The organism is Sphingomonas sp. LaA6.9 (assembly GCF_022601895.1).
Lineage (GTDB): Bacteria > Pseudomonadota > Alphaproteobacteria > Sphingomonadales > Sphingomonadaceae > Sphingobium_A.
Map to the genome: position 1 here is coordinate 64242 of NZ_JAKVIO010000021.1, position 14267 is coordinate 78508.

Annotated in this window: 17 protein-coding genes and 1 pseudogene; 10 read left to right on the forward strand and 8 right to left on the reverse strand. The window is 64.6% G+C overall.

The window, feature by feature from the left end:
• The first annotated feature begins 91 nt into the window (after positions 1 to 91).
• Genes MKI88_RS12035 through MKI88_RS12055 form a run of 5 tightly spaced genes read left to right on the forward strand, consistent with a single transcriptional unit; the run spans position 92 to position 3430 of the window.
• Positions 92 to 256, forward strand: a complete 165-nt coding sequence (locus MKI88_RS12035) for a hypothetical protein (protein ID WP_241631627.1) — start codon at positions 92 to 94, stop codon at positions 254 to 256.
• A 12-nt stretch (positions 257 to 268) separates the two neighbouring features.
• Positions 269 to 619 (forward strand): winged helix-turn-helix domain-containing protein, encoded by a 351-nt coding sequence (locus MKI88_RS21525; protein ID WP_407073348.1) that lies wholly within the window; start codon positions 269 to 271, stop codon positions 617 to 619.
• A gap of 57 nt (positions 620 to 676) precedes the next feature.
• Positions 677 to 2221 carry an acyl-CoA synthetase gene (locus MKI88_RS12045; RefSeq protein WP_241631628.1) on the forward strand — a complete coding sequence of 515 codons (1545 nt, stop codon included), beginning with the start codon at positions 677 to 679 and terminating at the stop codon, positions 2219 to 2221.
• A 21-nt stretch (positions 2222 to 2242) separates the two neighbouring features.
• Positions 2243 to 3031, forward strand: coding sequence for a crotonase/enoyl-CoA hydratase family protein (locus tag MKI88_RS12050; RefSeq protein WP_241631629.1), 789 nt, complete (start codon positions 2243 to 2245; stop codon positions 3029 to 3031).
• 39 nt (positions 3032 to 3070) lie between these two features.
• Positions 3071 to 3430, forward strand: coding sequence for a biopolymer transporter ExbD (locus tag MKI88_RS12055; protein ID WP_241631630.1), 360 nt, complete (start codon positions 3071 to 3073; stop codon positions 3428 to 3430).
• A gap of 22 nt (positions 3431 to 3452) precedes the next feature.
• Here MKI88_RS12055 and MKI88_RS12060 read toward each other — a convergent pair whose 3' ends face one another.
• On the reverse strand, positions 3453 to 3938 hold the full coding sequence (locus MKI88_RS12060; protein WP_241631631.1) for an SRPBCC family protein: 486 nt from the start codon (positions 3936 to 3938) through the stop codon (positions 3453 to 3455).
• A gap of 47 nt (positions 3939 to 3985) precedes the next feature.
• On the opposite strand from MKI88_RS12060, the gene MKI88_RS12065 reads away from it, so the two are divergent.
• Positions 3986 to 4309, forward strand: coding sequence for a helix-turn-helix transcriptional regulator (locus MKI88_RS12065; RefSeq protein ID WP_241631632.1), 324 nt, complete (start codon positions 3986 to 3988; stop codon positions 4307 to 4309).
• A gap of 10 nt (positions 4310 to 4319) precedes the next feature.
• Here MKI88_RS12065 and MKI88_RS12070 read toward each other — a convergent pair whose 3' ends face one another.
• Genes MKI88_RS12070 through MKI88_RS12080 form a run of 3 tightly spaced genes read right to left on the reverse strand, consistent with a single transcriptional unit; the run spans position 4320 to position 6769 of the window.
• Complete coding sequence (locus tag MKI88_RS12070) at positions 4320 to 4760, reverse strand: thioesterase family protein (RefSeq protein WP_241631633.1); 441 nt, start codon at positions 4758 to 4760, stop codon at positions 4320 to 4322.
• A complete protein-coding gene (locus tag MKI88_RS12075) occupies positions 4757 to 5542 on the reverse strand; it encodes an SDR family NAD(P)-dependent oxidoreductase (protein WP_241631634.1) in 786 nt (261 codons plus the stop codon). Before MKI88_RS12075 ends, MKI88_RS12070 begins: the two co-directional genes overlap by 4 nt.
• A 57-nt stretch (positions 5543 to 5599) precedes the next feature.
• The gene (locus MKI88_RS12080) at positions 5600 to 6769 is read right to left on the reverse strand and encodes an acetyl-CoA C-acetyltransferase (protein ID WP_241631635.1); all 1170 of its coding nucleotides are present in this window, start codon (positions 6767 to 6769) and stop codon (positions 5600 to 5602) included.
• Positions 6770 to 6868: 99 nt separating this feature from the next.
• Between MKI88_RS12080 and MKI88_RS12085 the strand changes: the two genes are divergently transcribed.
• Positions 6869 to 7534 (forward strand): nitroreductase family protein, encoded by a 666-nt coding sequence (locus tag MKI88_RS12085; protein WP_241631636.1) that lies wholly within the window; start codon positions 6869 to 6871, stop codon positions 7532 to 7534.
• A 3-nt stretch (positions 7535 to 7537) separates the two neighbouring features.
• On the opposite strand, the gene MKI88_RS12090 is transcribed toward MKI88_RS12085, so the two are convergent.
• Both MKI88_RS12090 and MKI88_RS12095 read right to left on the reverse strand, forming a co-directional pair.
• Positions 7538 to 7888: a hypothetical protein gene (locus MKI88_RS12090; RefSeq protein WP_241631637.1), complete on the reverse strand. Its 351-nt coding sequence runs from the start codon at positions 7886 to 7888 to the stop codon at positions 7538 to 7540.
• 116 nt (positions 7889 to 8004) lie between these two features.
• Positions 8005 to 8832 (reverse strand): alpha/beta fold hydrolase, encoded by an 828-nt coding sequence (locus MKI88_RS12095; RefSeq protein ID WP_241631638.1) that lies wholly within the window; start codon positions 8830 to 8832, stop codon positions 8005 to 8007.
• Between the two features lie 107 nt (positions 8833 to 8939).
• On the opposite strand from MKI88_RS12095, the gene MKI88_RS12100 reads away from it, so the two are divergent.
• A complete protein-coding gene (locus MKI88_RS12100; RefSeq protein WP_241631639.1) occupies positions 8940 to 9917 on the forward strand; it encodes a GlxA family transcriptional regulator in 978 nt (325 codons plus the stop codon).
• Between the two features lie 57 nt (positions 9918 to 9974).
• Here MKI88_RS12100 and MKI88_RS12105 read toward each other — a convergent pair whose 3' ends face one another.
• On the reverse strand, positions 9975 to 10532 hold the full coding sequence (locus MKI88_RS12105; protein WP_241631640.1) for a DNA-3-methyladenine glycosylase I: 558 nt from the start codon (positions 10530 to 10532) through the stop codon (positions 9975 to 9977).
• Positions 10533 to 10891: 359 nt separating this feature from the next.
• On the opposite strand from MKI88_RS12105, the gene MKI88_RS12110 reads away from it, so the two are divergent.
• Entirely contained in the window at positions 10892 to 12604 is a 1713-nt protein-coding gene (locus MKI88_RS12110) for an ABC transporter ATP-binding protein (protein ID WP_241631641.1), read from the forward strand.
• 93 nt (positions 12605 to 12697) lie between these two features.
• Here MKI88_RS12110 and MKI88_RS12115 read toward each other — a convergent pair whose 3' ends face one another.
• Entirely contained in the window at positions 12698 to 13852 is a 1155-nt protein-coding gene (locus tag MKI88_RS12115) for an acyl-CoA dehydrogenase family protein (RefSeq protein ID WP_241631642.1), read from the reverse strand.
• A gap of 211 nt (positions 13853 to 14063) precedes the next feature.
• On the opposite strand from MKI88_RS12115, the pseudogene MKI88_RS12120 reads away from it, so the two are divergent.
• Positions 14064 to 14267, forward strand: a pseudogene (locus MKI88_RS12120) (FAA hydrolase family protein); the annotation flags it as partial.

Below are 14267 nucleotides of genomic sequence, written 5' to 3' on the forward strand. Positions count from 1 at the left end.
AGGTGGCGCGTGACGGCATCTTCAGCATCGTGATCGGGGTCGTGCTCTCCGGTCCTCAGCCCGAGGGCAATGGCTGATCGCGTCCGCTATCGTGATCCTCGATCATCCCGTCGCGCTGCTGACGCTCCGCGTTGCCTCGGTCGACGCCATCACGGCGCGCAAGTTCGCGGGCGGGGGCGCGGAATCGGTCGTCCTGTCGGACGCGATGTCGGTCATGCGGATGCACCGCGCCGGCGGCGCAGTGTTGCGCTTCTGAGATGCCGAAGGCGTGACGCACATTGAAGCACGCCCGGCACATCCATGCCGCGACGGAGAGGTGCTCGTGATCGACGGACGCAGCCGCGGCTATGTCATCGAATCCTGCACATCGGATATCGTGATGCTGCGCGCCACGCTGCGTTCGGCGCAGGCGCACGTGCTCTCCTTCGATCCGGGCACCAACATTCTCGAGGTGAATATGTCGCGCCTGCGTGCGAAGCTCGATCGTGGCTTCGGGCAGCCGCTGATCGAAACCGTCAAGGGACAGGGATATCGATTCGTCACCCCACCCGAAATCGCCCAGGGCTGCCAGAATTTTGCGCGCGCGCAGGTGACAGCGGCGTTGGTGCGTGTAGGATGACGTTTACGGAAAGGGTAGGCGGCAAGATCGACCCTTCGCGTCATTGGAGAGCATGTCTTGAGCCATCCTTGCCAGCACGCACGCACGACCCCCACGAAACCCGCCGTAATCCTTGCCGCCACGGGCGAGACGATCGATTACAGGACGCTCGACGCGCGCTCGAATCAGGGGGCGCACCTGCTCCGCGCGATCGGCCTTGAGCGCGGCGACACCGTCGCCTTTCTGTTCGACAATCATATCCGCTTCTTCGAGCTCGCCTGGGCGGCGCAGCGCGCGGGGCTCTATTATGTCTGCATCTCGTCGCGGCTGACGGCTTCCGAAATCGACTATATCGTGCGCGACAGCGAAGCGAAGGCGGTGATCATATCGCAGGGCGTGGGCGACGTCGCGCACGCGCTCCCCGCGCTGTTTGCGGATCTGGCGCTCTTCATGATCGGTGCCGCGACACCTGGCTATCGCGATTGGATCGCGGAGGCCGGACAACAGCCCGACACCCCGATCGCCGATGAAAGCGCGGGCGTCGACATGCTCTACTCGTCGGGCACGACGGGGCGCCCCAAGGGCGTGCGCGTGCCATTGCCCGCCGACACCGCGGTCGACGGACCCAATGGCCTTGCGGCGCTCGCGCAGGGGCTGTTCGGCTTTGGCCCCGACAGCGTCTATCTGTGCCCCGCGCCGCTGTACCACGCGGCGCCGCTGCGCTGGAGCATGTCGGTACACCGGCTGGGCGGGACCGTGATCCTCATGGAGCATTTCGATCCCGAGGAGGCGCTGGCACTGATCGAGAAATATCGCGTCAACACGAGCCAGTGGGTGCCGACGCATTTCATCCGCATGCTGAAACTGTCCGAGGCGGTGCGCGCGCGCTACGACGTCTCGTCGCTCCGGTCCGCCATCCATGCGGCCGCGCCGTGCCCGATCCCAATCAAGGAGGCGATGATCGACTGGTGGGGGCCGGTCATCGACGAATATTATGCCGGGTCGGAGGGCAACGGCCTGACCGCGATCCGCTCGCCCGAATGGCTCACCCACAAGGGCTCGGTCGGGCGCTCGACGATCGGGATCGCGCATATCTGCGACGATCAGGGCAACGATCTGCCGGCGCGGAGCGAGGGGCTCGTCTATTTCGAGGGCGGCAATGAATTCGCCTATCACAACGACCCCGCCAGGACCGCCGAAACGCGCAACCGGCACGGCTGGACGACGCTCGGCGATATCGGCTGGCTGGACGAGGAAGGCTATCTCTACCTCACCGACCGCAAGAGCTTCATGATCATCTCGGGCGGCGTGAACATCTATCCGCAGGAGATCGAGAACCATCTCGTAACGCACCCCAAGGTTGCCGACGTGGCGGTGATAGGCGCGCCTTGCCCCGACATGGGCGAGCGTGTCGTTGCCGTTGTCCAGCCGACCGACATGAACGATGCGGGAGAGGCGCTGGCCAGCGAGCTGATCGCCTTCTGCCGCGAAAGCTTGTCGGGGGTGAAGACGCCGCGCCAGATCGATTTTCTCGACGAATTGCCGCGCCATCCGACGGGCAAGCTCTATAAAAGGCTGCTGCGCGACCGCTATTGGGGCAAGGGTGACGGGCGGATTGTGTGATCAGCAGGATTGGATGAGAGAATGAACGACCGCGTTTCGATCGCCTTCGACAATGGCGTTGCCGATGTCCGCTTCACCCGCGCCGACAAGATGAACGCGCTTGATCCCGCGATGTTCGAAGGCATTGCGGCGGCAATCGCCGAACTCGGCGCAATGCCCGGGCTGCGCGCCGTGGTGCTGTCGGGCGAGGGGCGCGCATTCTGCGCCGGCCTCGATATGGCTAGCATGGCCTCGGGCGGGGCGAGCAAGGATCTCGACATCCACGCGCGCACGCATGGGAAGGCCAATCTCTTCCAGCAGGTCGCATGGGGCTGGCGCGAGCTGGCGGTCCCCGTGATCGCGGCGGTACATGGCGTCGCGTTCGGCGGCGGCTTCCAGATCATGTCGGGCGCCGATATCCGCATCGTCCATCCCGAAACGCGCATGTCGATCATGGAGATGAAATGGGGCCTCGTCCCCGACATGGCGGGGATCGCGCTGTGGCGGACGCTGGTGCGCGACGATGTGCTGCGCGAGCTGACCTATACCAACCGCGAATTCACGGGCGAAGAAGCGGCACGGCTCGGCTTCGCGACGCGCCTGTCCGACAATCCGCATGCCGAGGCGATGGCGCTCGCACGCGAGATCGCGAACCGCAACCCGCACGCGATCCGCGGCGCCAAGCGCCTCTACAACCTCGCCGCCGATGGCGATGCCGCCGCGGTGCTCGACGCCGAAAGCGTCGAACAGGCGCTGGTCATCCGCACCCCCAACCAGATCGAGGCGGTGATGGCCAATATGCAGAAACGAGTGCCGAAGTTTGGTGATTAGAGAATGGTCTGGAGCGCACCATGGCCCAGAATAAGGTCATTGCAGGTCAACCACTCACCCGGCAGCATCTCGCTCATGAATAGACGCTGCAAATCGGCAATAGCCCTTTCTGTCATTGTCTTTGGCGGGGCCGGATGCGCTCATTCAGCCCAGGAAACGCCTTTCGACGTCGCCGTTGAAGCGCCTGCTTCTTCGTGTTCGGTCAAGGTCGATGGACAAGCGATTACGATGGACGAATTGCTCGCCGTCGCGCGCAAAGGGGCCCTCAGAAGCCGACGTGCGCGTATCGATGCGAATGAGGATACGCCCTATCGATGTGTTGGTGGCGCGATCTTCACGCTGCAGATGGCGGGCTTCAAGAATGTCGGATTTGTCGGTCAGGGGCTGCTGGAAGAATAGCAGCCACCTGTCGCGTTGATCCCTACTTATACATCCCCTCGCGCAGGTTGATGCCGTGCTCGATCCAGGCCTTCATCGCACACAGCATCTGTGACCAGCCCATGCAGTTGTCGTAGGAGCCCAGTAGGCCGGCCTGCGTCTCGCGCCAGCCCTGTTCGGTGATCGAGACGAGCGTGCGGCTGCCGTCGTCGACGGGCGCGAAGGTCATGGTGACGCGCGTGGAGTAGCCGGGGACCGAGGGGAGTTCGCCGGTCGGCATGTCGATCGTGCCTTCGTGCGCCTGCCATTCGAGGACGATGCGTTCGTCGGGCACGACCTCGATCACCTCGACGGGAAAGGCGCCGGGAAAGTCGTGGAAATCCCATGTCACCGTTGCGCCCGTCTCGATCCGCCCCAGCGCGCCGCCCGTGGTGAAATAGTTCGAGAGCTTCGCGGGATCGGCCACCGCCTCGAACACCTCATGCACCGGGCGCGAGATGTGCGCTGATACCTTGAACTTGAGGTCCATGAACTCTCTCCTTGAGTCGTGCGTCAATTATGTTATAAAAACATAACATGTCAATCAGCGACGCATATGACAAGGTTTTCAAGGCGCTTGCCGCGCCGGTCCGACGGCAGATCCTCGACGATCTGCGCGATCAGTCGCTGACGACGGGTGCCTTGTGCGAGCATTTCGCGGATCTGGACCGCTGCACGGTGATGCAGCATCTGAAGGTCCTGGAGGCGGCCGAACTGATCATCGTCGAGCGCCGTGGGCGCGAGCGCTGGAATCACCTCAACCCGCTGCCGATCCACGCCATTCATGAGCGCTGGATAGGGCCGCATGCCGCGGCAGCGGTGGGCATGCTCAGCAGGTTGAAGGCCGACGTGGAGCGCTAGCGCGAACCCGTCAGGCTGGGAGGCGCACCAGGTTCGTCTCGAGCAGCGCGCGCATTTCTAAGGGCAGCGCGATTGCCCCCGTGGTGTCGGTGAACACGATCACCGTGTCGCATGTCGCAACGCATTGGCCGTTCTGGAAAGCAGCGGCGAGGATCGTCCAGGACCGGTTGCCGATCGTCCCGATGCCGCTCGCAATCTCGACATCGTCGGGAAAATGGGCCTCGGCGATATAGTTGATCTCGACCTTGGCGATCAGCCAGCGAATGCCCTTCTGGCGCCGCCCCAGCCCGAGCGCGTGGTTGAAGCGCACGCGGCCATTCTCGAACAGCGCCGCCATCGCGACATTGTTGACATGGCCGAGCGGATCGAGATCCTGAAACCGCGTTTCCGCGGCATGGACATAAGGGTAGGCGGCCCTTTCGAGCCGCCACCCTTCCGGTTTTCCACTCACCGCGGCGCCATGCGGATGGCGCCGTCGAGGCGGACATCCTCGCCGTTGAAATAGCCGGTCTCGATCATCGTGAGCGCGAGCGCGGCATATTCACTGGGCTGGCCGAGTCGCTTGGGGAAGGGCACCGACGCCGACAGCGCATCGCGGACATTGTCGGGAAGACCCGCGAGCAGCGGGGTCTCGAAGATGCCGGGCAGAATCGTGTTGACGCGGATGCCCTCGCTCATCAGGTCGCGCGCGATGGGGAGCGTCATGCCGACGACGCCGCCCTTCGATGCCGCATAGGCCGCCTGGCCGATCTGGCCATCCTCGGCCGCGACGCTCGCGGTGTTGACCATCGCGCCGCGCTCGCCGAACTCGCCGACCGGATCGAGCGTCATCATGCCCGCCGCAGACTTGGCGATGCAGCGGAAGGTGCCGATCAGGTTGATCTGAATCACCCAGTTGAAGGCGTCGAGCGGGAAATGCTTGATCTCGCCGGTGTTCTTGTCGCGGCTCGCGGTCTTGATGCCGTTGGCGGTGCCCGCGCAGTTGACGAGCACGCGCTCCTGGCCGTGCGCGGCGCGCGCCTTTTCGAAGCCCGCGTCGACGCTCTCGTCCGAGGTCACGTTCACTTCGCAGAACACGCCGCCGATCTCGGCGGCGACCTTCTCGCCCTTTTCGGTCTGAAGGTCGAAGATCGCGACCTTGACGCCCTTGGCTGCGAGCGCGCGCGCGGTGGCCTCGCCGAGGCCCGAAGCGCCGCCGGTGACGACGGCGGCAACCGATGAATCGAGTTTCATGTGTTTCTCTCCAAGGGATGCGTCATGCCGGCCCTTGCCGGCATGACGGGAAAAGGATCAGAGCCGTTCGATGATCGTGACGTTGGCGAGCCCGCCGCCTTCGCACATCGTCTGCAGGCCGTATTTGCCGCCGCGACGCTTGAGCGCGTTGACCAGCGTCGCCATCAGCTTGGTGCCCGAGGCGCCGAGCGGGTGGCCGAGCGCGATCGCGCCGCCATGGACGTTGATCTTTTCGGGATCGGCGCCCGTATGTTTGAGCCACGCGAGCGGCACCGAAGCGAACGCCTCGTTGACCTCGTAAAGGTCGATATCGTTGATGCTGAGCCCCGCGCGCTTCAATGCCTTGTCGGTCGCGAACAGCGGTTCCTCGAGCATGATCACCGGATCGCCGCCAGTTACCGTCAGATTGTGGATGCGTGCCAGAGGCGTGAGGCCGTGATCCTTGAGCGCCTGTTCGGACACGATCATCACCGCGCTCGCGCCGTCGCAGATCTGGCTGGCATTGGCGGCGGTGATCACGCCGCCTTCCTGCAGCAGCTTGACCGAGGCGATGCCTTCGAGCGTCGCGTCGAAACGGATGCCTTCGTCGGTGACGTGGCTCTGTTCCCCCTCGGGCGTCTCGATCGTCAGCGCGACGATCTCGTTCTCGAAGGCTCCCGCCTGCGTCGCGGCTGCGGCGCGCCTGTGGCTCTCGAGCGCATAACGATCAAGTTCGTCCTTGGCGAATCCGTGCTTGCGCGCCACCATTTCGGCGCCCATGAACTGGCTGAATTCGATGCCGGGATAGCGCGCTTCCTGACCGGGGCTCTTGGGGCCGCCGAGCCCGGCCTGCACGTAGAGCATCGCGGTCGAGCCCATCGGCACGCGCGTCATGCTCTCGACGCCCGCCGCGATCACGACGTCCTGCGTGCCCGACATCACCGCCTGCGCCGCGAACTGCATCGCCTGTTGCGAGGAACCGCATTGCCGGTCGATCGTCACCGCGGGCACGCTCTCGGGCAGCCGCGAGGCGAGGACGGCATTGCGGCCGACCTGGCCGGTCTGCTGGCCGCCCTGGCTGACACAGCCCATGATGACATCGTCGATCGCGCGCGGATCGATTCCGGTGCGGTCGGCGACCGCGTTCAGGACCTGCCCCGCCATGTCGGCGGGATGCCAGCCGGCGAGGCGTCCGCCGCGCTTGCCGCCCGCTGTCCGCACGGCTTCAACGATATAGGCTGTGGGCATCGCTATCTCCTGTATTTCGGTATGTCTGGATCAATAACTGCTCTTGCCGTTTACGTTAACGTTGGCAAGGGTGAACCTGCAACTGTTAGGAGCGTCAGGATGACTGTGAGTGAGGCAATCGCGGCGAGGCGTTCGGTGCGCGGCTTTCTGGATACGCCCGTGGAGCCGGCGCTTATCCGCGCGATCCTCGAAAAGGCGGCGCGCGCGCCGAGCGGCGGAAATCTTCAGCCCTGGCATATCGACGTGGTGACGGGGCATGCGATGTCTCGACTCAAGGCGTTGATGCGAGAAAGGCTGGCGTCGGGCGCAGCCGAGGCGCCCGCCTATGACATCTATCCGGCCAACCTGACCACACCCTATCGCGATCGGCGCTTCACTATCGGCGAGGCGATGTACGCCCATATCGGCATCCCGCGCGAGGACAAGGCGGCGAGGCGGATGTGGTTCGCGCGCAATTTCCAGTTCTTTGGCGCGCCCGCCGCAATCTTCTGCACGGTCGATCGCCAGATGGGCCCGCCGCAATGGTCGGACCTCGGCATGTTCCTGCAGAGCGTCATGCTGCTCGCGATCGAAGCCGGGCTCGCGACCTGCCCGCAGGAATGCTGGGCGATCTATCCCGATACGATCAACGACTTCCTGGGGACGCCCGCGAACCGCATGCTGTTCTGCGGCATGGCGATCGGCCATGAAGACTCGTCAGAACCCGCCAACCGGCTGCGCGCCGAGCGTGCGCCCATCGGGGAATGGGCGGCCTTCCACGATTGAACGTTACTGGACGGGCGGGGCAGGCGGCGTGAGATTGGCGGGCGGCGCGGGCGGCAGGGTGACGTTCACCACGGCCTCGCCTGTCTCATTCTCGACCGGTTCCTCGCGCGTCTGCCGTGCCGGCGTCGGACGCGACTCGATTTTCGGAAGCGCGGATTCGGGCGTTTCGGCGGCCATTCCGCCCGCAAAGCCGACCGCGGCGTCGATCGAGGTAACCGGCGACGGGCTCTCGCCCGCGATTTCGGTGTCCCCGGAACGTACGTCGCCGGCCTCGACATTGCCGTCGGCATTGTCCTTCGTACCGCCACAGGCCGTCAGCCCCGCAACAAGCAACACTAACGCAAAACGCTTCATTGGCTGACCTCCGCGGGCGGGTGTAGGGCGTGAGCGCCGTGCTGTGAAGACGCGAAAGGGGCAACCCGCCGCACCGGCGCGTTGCCCCTTTCGCTCATTGCGGATGCTTCCGCCCGTCAGCCCTTGATGAACGCAAGCACATCGGCGTTGAAGCGGTCGGCCTCGATCTGGGCAAGGCCATGCGCGCTGCCTTCGTAGATCTTGAGCGTGGAACCCTTCACCAGCTTCGCGGTCATCAGTGCGGAGGCGCCGATGGGGACGATTTGGTCGTCATCGCCGTGAATGATCAGCGTGGGGACGTCGATCTTCTTCAGGTCTTCGGTGAAGTCGCTTTCGGAAAAGGCCTTGATCGAGTCGAGCTGCCCCTTGAGGCCGCCCGCCATGCCCTCGCGCCAGAACTCGTGGCGGATGCCTTCGGAGATCTTCGCACCTTTGCGGTTATAGCCGTAGAAGGGGATGGTGAGGTCGTAATAATATTGCGAGCGGTTGTCATAGGTGCCCTTGCGGATGCCGTCGAACACGTCGAGCGGCAGGCCGCCGGGATTGGCCTCGGTCTTGAGCATCAGCGGGGGAACCGCTCCGACCAGGACGACCTTCGCCACGCGGCTTGTGCCATGCCGGCCGAGAAAGCGCGTGACCTCGCCGCCGCCCGTCGAGTGGCCGATCACGACGGCGTCCTTGAGGTCGAGCTGTTCGATCAGCTCGGCCAGGTCGTCGCCATACTGGTCCATGGTGTTGTTGTCCCACACCTGCGACGAACGGCCATGGCTGCGGCGGTCATGCGCGATGACGCGGAAGCCGGCATTGGCGAAGAAGACGAGCTGCGGGTCCCACGCGTCGGCGGAAAGCGGCCAGCCGTGCGAGAAGACGATGGGCTGCGCATCCTTGCTGCCCCAGTCCTTGTAGAAGATTTCGGTGCCGTCCTTCGTGGTGATCGTGCTCATGGCGTATTCCTTTCGTCGGGGACAAAGGCGGGGTGCCTTCCGCTGGACGGGATAGGCCGGATCGTGCATGACATGGATTGGCGGAAACGACATTTTGAAGGTCAAAAGTGACAAACACGCCCATCGCCGAAATCGGGCTCGTCGATTATCATGCCTGCCAGCTCGCGATGATCCACGGAATGACCGACATGCTCCGCATCGCGGGCGACCTGTCCGAGGCGCATGGCGGGGGGCGGCTCCGCATCAGCCATTGGCGGCTGCGGCCCGATGGCGGCATGGCAAGATCGTATGACACGCATGAAGGCCAGGGTGGCACACCCGCCGTGCTGGTCGTTCCGGGCGCATTGATCCGACCCCTGGATGCGGATGAGGCGGCGCCCTATGCGCGCTGGCTGCTCGATCGCCACGCGCAGGGCGCGGTGCTCGGGTCGGTCTGCGGCGGCGCCTTCGTTCTTGCGGCAACGGGGCTGCTGGGCGGACGCCCCGCCACCACCCACTGGACCTTCGCCAACGCGTTTCGCGATCGCTTTCCCGATGTGCGCCTCGATATCGACAAGGCCATGATCGACGACGGCGACATCGTCACCGCAGGCGGGATGCTCGCCTGGACCGATCTTGCGCTGCGCCTCATCGACCGGCTGCTCGGCCCGACCGTGATGGTCGAGACCGCGCGCTATTTCCTTGTCGACCCCGGCGGGCGCGATCAGCGCCATTTTGGCAGCTTCTCGCCACGACTGACTCACGGTGATGCCGCGATCCTGCAGGTGCAGCACTGGCTTCAGCAAAAACAAGGGCACGGCGTTGGCGTCGCGGACATGGCGGCGCAGGCGCGGCTCGAGGAACGCACCTTCCTGCGCCGTTTCCGCGCGGCGACGGGATTGAAGCCGACCGAATATGCGCAGAATCTCCGCGTCGCCAAGGCGCGCGAGCTGCTCGAGTTCACGAACAGCCCGGTCGACCGGATCGCGTGGAGCGTGGGCTATGAGGACCCCGGCGCGTTCCGCAAGGTCTTCCACCGGATCGTGGGGCTTTCCCCCGGCGACTATCGCAACCGCTTCGGCACCACGCAGAGGATTGTGGCGTAGGGCGTTGGCTCGGCGAAGTGTCCCGACGGTCCTCTTTGTCAGGTTGCGACCTTTGTCCTAGCCGCCCACCTCATCGCGCCGAAAACAGTCGGGCGCGTGGTCGTTTACCAGCCCCACCGCCTGCATCCACGCATAGACGATCACGGGGCCGACGAACTTGTAGCCGCGCTTCTTGAGCGCTTTCGAGATGTCGACCGAGAGCGGCGTGCTTGCGGGCACCGTGATCCCGTCGTTGACGATCGGTGTGCCGTCGACAAAGCTCCAGGCGAAATCGGCAAAATCCGCGCCCGCGTCGCGCATTGCGAGGAAGGCGCGCGCATTACCGATCGTCGCCTCGATCTTGGCGCGCGCGCGAATGATGCCGGGGTCGCCCATCAATCGCTCGACGTCTGCGGGCGTGAAGTGCGCGACCTTTTCGGGGTCGAAGCCCGCAAAGCCCGCGCGGAAGCCCTCGCGCCGGTACAGGATCGTGCGCCAGGAAAGCCCCGCCTGAAAACCCTCGAGCTGGAGCATCTCCCACAGCATCCGGCCGTCGCGCACCGGCACGCCCCATTCGGCGTCGTGATACGCGCTCATCAGCGCGTCTCCCTCGGCCCATTTGCAGCGAATTGCCATGGCGTTACTCCCTGATGACGGCGTCCGCTATTTCCCGCGCCTTGCCAGCGGCTTGCCCGAAACGCTGCGCGATGATACAGAGCGAGCCTATCCACGCGAAGCCAGAAGGAGGGCCAAGATGACAGCATCCACCGCATCCCACGCCCTCGGCAGGTTCAGGGGCACCAGCGGCGCTCTCCGCCACTAGGTTCTGAGGCCACCCTGATGCGGGCCTTTCATCCGCATCGCATTTCCTGACATCGCTATGGAGACGGCGCGCAGCGCCGGTTCACGACATGACCAATATATCGGCCAAAGGCCGCACGGGCGTAATCCGTGCCGTCCTTGCTTTCACCTTCCGCCACTGGGCGAAACAGAGGATGCGTGCCGCCGTCATCGCGCTGATGATCTCGGCGGCGACCGCGGCGGAGATTTTCGTGCCGTTTTTCGCGGGCCGCCTCGTCGACGCGCTGACCGCAGACGCGCGCGACGCGATACAGGCGCACTTTGCAGCGATGGTGGCGCTCGGCCTGTCGACCGTGTTGCTGCGCCACATTGCCTGGGCCGGTGTCGTGCCCTTCACGCTGCGCATCATGGGTGACGTGGCGCAGAATGCGTTCCACCGTGTCCAGCGCTTCTCGACCGACTGGCACGCCAACAGCTTTGCCGGCTCGGTCGTACGCAAGATCACGCGCGGCATGTGGGCGTTCGACACATTGAACGACGTGCTGCTGCTCCAGTTGCTGCCCTCGCTCATCGTGCTGCTGGGCACGATGGTGATGCTGGGGGCGCACTGGCCCGTGCTCGGGGTCGTGATGGCGGTGGGCGCGATCGCCTATATCGCGATGACCGTCCTCGTCGCGACGCTCTGGGCCGCGCCCGCGTCTTCGCTGTCCAATGCCTGGGACACCAGGATGGGCGGGCTGCTCTCCGACGCGATCGGCTCAAACGCCGTGGTCAAGGCGTTCGGCGCGGAGGATCGTGAGGAGGCGCGGCTCGGCTGGCTTACGTCCAGATGGCGCAAGCGCACGCACCGCACATGGATGCGCTACACATGGTCGGGCACCGCACAGGTGGCTGTGCTCTGGGTCGTCCGCAGCGCGATCACGGGAACCGCAATCTGGCTGTGGTGGCATGGACACGCGACGCCCGGCGACGTCACCTATGTGCTGACCAGCTATTTCGTCGTCCACGGCTATCTCGTCGACATTGGCTATCACGTGCATCACCTCCAGCGCTCGATCAACGAGATGGAGGAACTGGTCGAGATCCACGACCAGCCGCTGGGGATCGAGGATCGCACCGATGCGAAGCCGATCCGGATAGGCGCGGGCGAGGTGCGCTTTGATCGCGTCACCTTCCGCTATGGCGGGCATGGCACGCCGCTCTACGACGATCTTTCGGTCGTGATCCGCGGCGGCGAGCGGGTGGGTCTGGTGGGCCATTCGGGCTCGGGCAAGACGAGTTTCGTCAAGCTCGTCCAGCGGCTCTACGATGTCTCGGACGGGCAGGTGCTGATCGACGGACAGGATGTGCGCCATGCGACGCAGCAGTCGCTGCGCTCGCAGATCGCGATCGTCCAGCAGGAGCCGATCCTGTTTCATCGCAGCCTTGCGGACAACATCGCTTATGCCCGGCCAACGGCATCGCAGGCGGAGATCGAGCGTGCGGCGAAGCTCGCCAATGCGCACGACTTCATCGCGCGGCTACCGCGCGGCTATGCGACGCTCGTCGGCGAACGCGGCGTGAAACTGTCGGGCGGCGAGCGGCAGCGCGTCGCGCTGGCGCGCGCCTTCCTCGCCGATGCGCCGATCCTGATCCTCGACGAGGCGACGTCGAGCCTCGATTCGGAGAGTGAGGCACTGATCCAGCAGGCGATGGACCGGCTGATGACGGGGCGCACCGCGATCGTCATCGCGCACCGGCTTTCGACGGTGCGTACGCTCGACCGCATCCTCGTCTTCGACCAGGGGAGGATCATAGAGGACGGCGATCACGCCACGCTGCTCGCCGATGCGTCGGGCACATATCGCCGGCTGTTCGACCGGCAATCGGGTGCATCTGACGAGGAGCCGGTGTTCATCGACGCATGACGCCACACCGGTTCGCCCGTTTGGGCGAGCCGGCCACGCCGCGCTCGCTTGAGAAATGGCTTCGTTATCGAGCGGAAGGAATCAGGCGCTTGCCTACAGCTTGCGCCCGATCAGTTCCTTCATGATCTCGTTGGTGCCGCCGAAGATGCGCGTGACGCGCGCGCCGCGCCAGGCGCGGGCGATCGGATATTCGTTCATATACCCAGCGCCGCCGTGGAGCTGGAGGCACTTGTCCATGATCTCCCATTGCAGTTCGGTGTGCCAGAGCTTGGCGGCTGCGCCTTCCTCGGCCGTCAGTTCTTTTTTCATATGGCGCGCCAGCGCCCAGTCGAGATGCGCCCAGCCCACCTGCAGCTTCGACTTGAGATCGGCGAGCGTGAAACGCGTGTTCTGGAAGTCGATCACGGGCTTGCCGAACGCCTTGCGCTCGCGAACGAATGCGACGGTGTCGTCATAGGCCTTCTGCGCAGAGGACTGCGCGCTGACCGCGATCGACAGCCGCTCCTGTGGCAGTTCGCTCATCAGGTAGATGAAGCCCTTGCCCTCCTCGCCCAGACAATTGGTCATCGGCACGCGGACGTCGTTGAAGAACAGTTCGGAGGTATCGGCGGCGTCCTGCCCGATCTTGTCGAGGTTGCGGCCGCGCTGGAAACCCTCGCGATCGGCTTCCACGAGGATGATCGACACGCCCTTCCACGCGGGCTGAACATCGGTGTCGGTCTTGGCGCAGACGAGAATCAGGTCGGCGTTCTGGCCGTTGGTGATATAGGTCTTGGAACCGTTGATGACATAGTGGTTGCCGTCCTTCTTCGCCGTGGTCTGGATAGCCTGAAGGTCGGAGCCGACTCCGGGTTCGGTCATGGCGATCGCGCTCACAGCCTCGCCCGAGACGAGCTTGGGAAGCCAGTGCTTCTTCTGCTCTTCGGAGCCGTAGGAGACGATATAGTTCACCACGATATCGGACTGGAGTGAAAAGCCCAGCGCGACTCCACCATGATAGGCGGCTTCCTCGTCGACGATCGCGTTATAGCCGAAGTCGAGGCCGAGCCCGCCATATTCCTCGGGCACGGTGGGGCAGAGCAGGCCGAGTTCGCCGGCCTTGGGCCAGATCGCCTTGTCGACGATGCCGGCCTCTTCCCACTTCGCCGCATTGGGCGCGACCTCCTGCTGCATGAAGCGGCGGACAGTCTGGCGAAAGGCCTCATGGTCCTCGGAATAGGCGGTGCGCGCGAGCTGATCGAGTGACATGGGGCTTCCTCTCCGATGTTTGTGTCGTTGTACGCCTGTCACATGGGAGCCGCACCTGACGTTTTCGTCAAGTAGCTTTCCCTATACGTCAGTTCCGTAGCGGAAAGTGGACAGCATTAGTTGCAATTGTTACCGGTTGCGCGATTCGAGGCTTGGGGCTTGGCGCCAGCCGTGCAAGACAGGTCGGGATAATGAAAACGGGAGAATGCGCATGAAGCTGGCAAGCCTGAAGGCGGGACGCGACGGAAAGCTGGTCGTGGTGTCGAATGACCTCGCCTGGTGCGCGGACGCCAGCCATATAGCGCCGACGCTCCAGGCAGCGCTCGACGACTGGGACCGTGTCGAAGGCGATCTGCGCAACCTCGCCACCGATCTCGAGCATGGCGCGATTCCCAGGGAGCGCTTCCACGAGCGC

Bases quoted from the DNA above. Each gene is read 5' to 3' on its own strand.
- MKI88_RS12050 (WP_241631629.1), top strand. From the start codon at position 2,243: ATGAACGACCGCGTTTCGATCGCCTTCGACAATGGCGTTGCCGATGTC.
- MKI88_RS12060 (WP_241631631.1), bottom strand. From the start codon at position 3,938: ATGGACCTCAAGTTCAAGGTATCAGCGCACATCTCGCGCCCGGTGCAT.
- MKI88_RS12065 (WP_241631632.1), top strand. From the start codon at position 3,986: ATGTCAATCAGCGACGCATATGACAAGGTTTTCAAGGCGCTTGCCGCG.
- MKI88_RS12075 (WP_241631634.1), bottom strand. From the start codon at position 5,542: ATGAAACTCGATTCATCGGTTGCCGCCGTCGTCACCGGCGGCGCTTCG.
- MKI88_RS12080 (WP_241631635.1), bottom strand. From the start codon at position 6,769: ATGCCCACAGCCTATATCGTTGAAGCCGTGCGGACAGCGGGCGGCAAG.
- MKI88_RS12085 (WP_241631636.1), top strand. From the start codon at position 6,869: ATGACTGTGAGTGAGGCAATCGCGGCGAGGCGTTCGGTGCGCGGCTTT.
- MKI88_RS12090 (WP_241631637.1), bottom strand. From the start codon at position 7,888: ATGAAGCGTTTTGCGTTAGTGTTGCTTGTTGCGGGGCTGACGGCCTGT.
- MKI88_RS12095 (WP_241631638.1), bottom strand. From the start codon at position 8,832: ATGAGCACGATCACCACGAAGGACGGCACCGAAATCTTCTACAAGGAC.
- MKI88_RS12105 (WP_241631640.1), bottom strand. From the start codon at position 10,532: ATGGCAATTCGCTGCAAATGGGCCGAGGGAGACGCGCTGATGAGCGCG.
- MKI88_RS12110 (WP_241631641.1), top strand. From the start codon at position 10,892: ATGCGTGCCGCCGTCATCGCGCTGATGATCTCGGCGGCGACCGCGGCG.
- MKI88_RS12115 (WP_241631642.1), bottom strand. From the start codon at position 13,852: ATGTCACTCGATCAGCTCGCGCGCACCGCCTATTCCGAGGACCATGAG.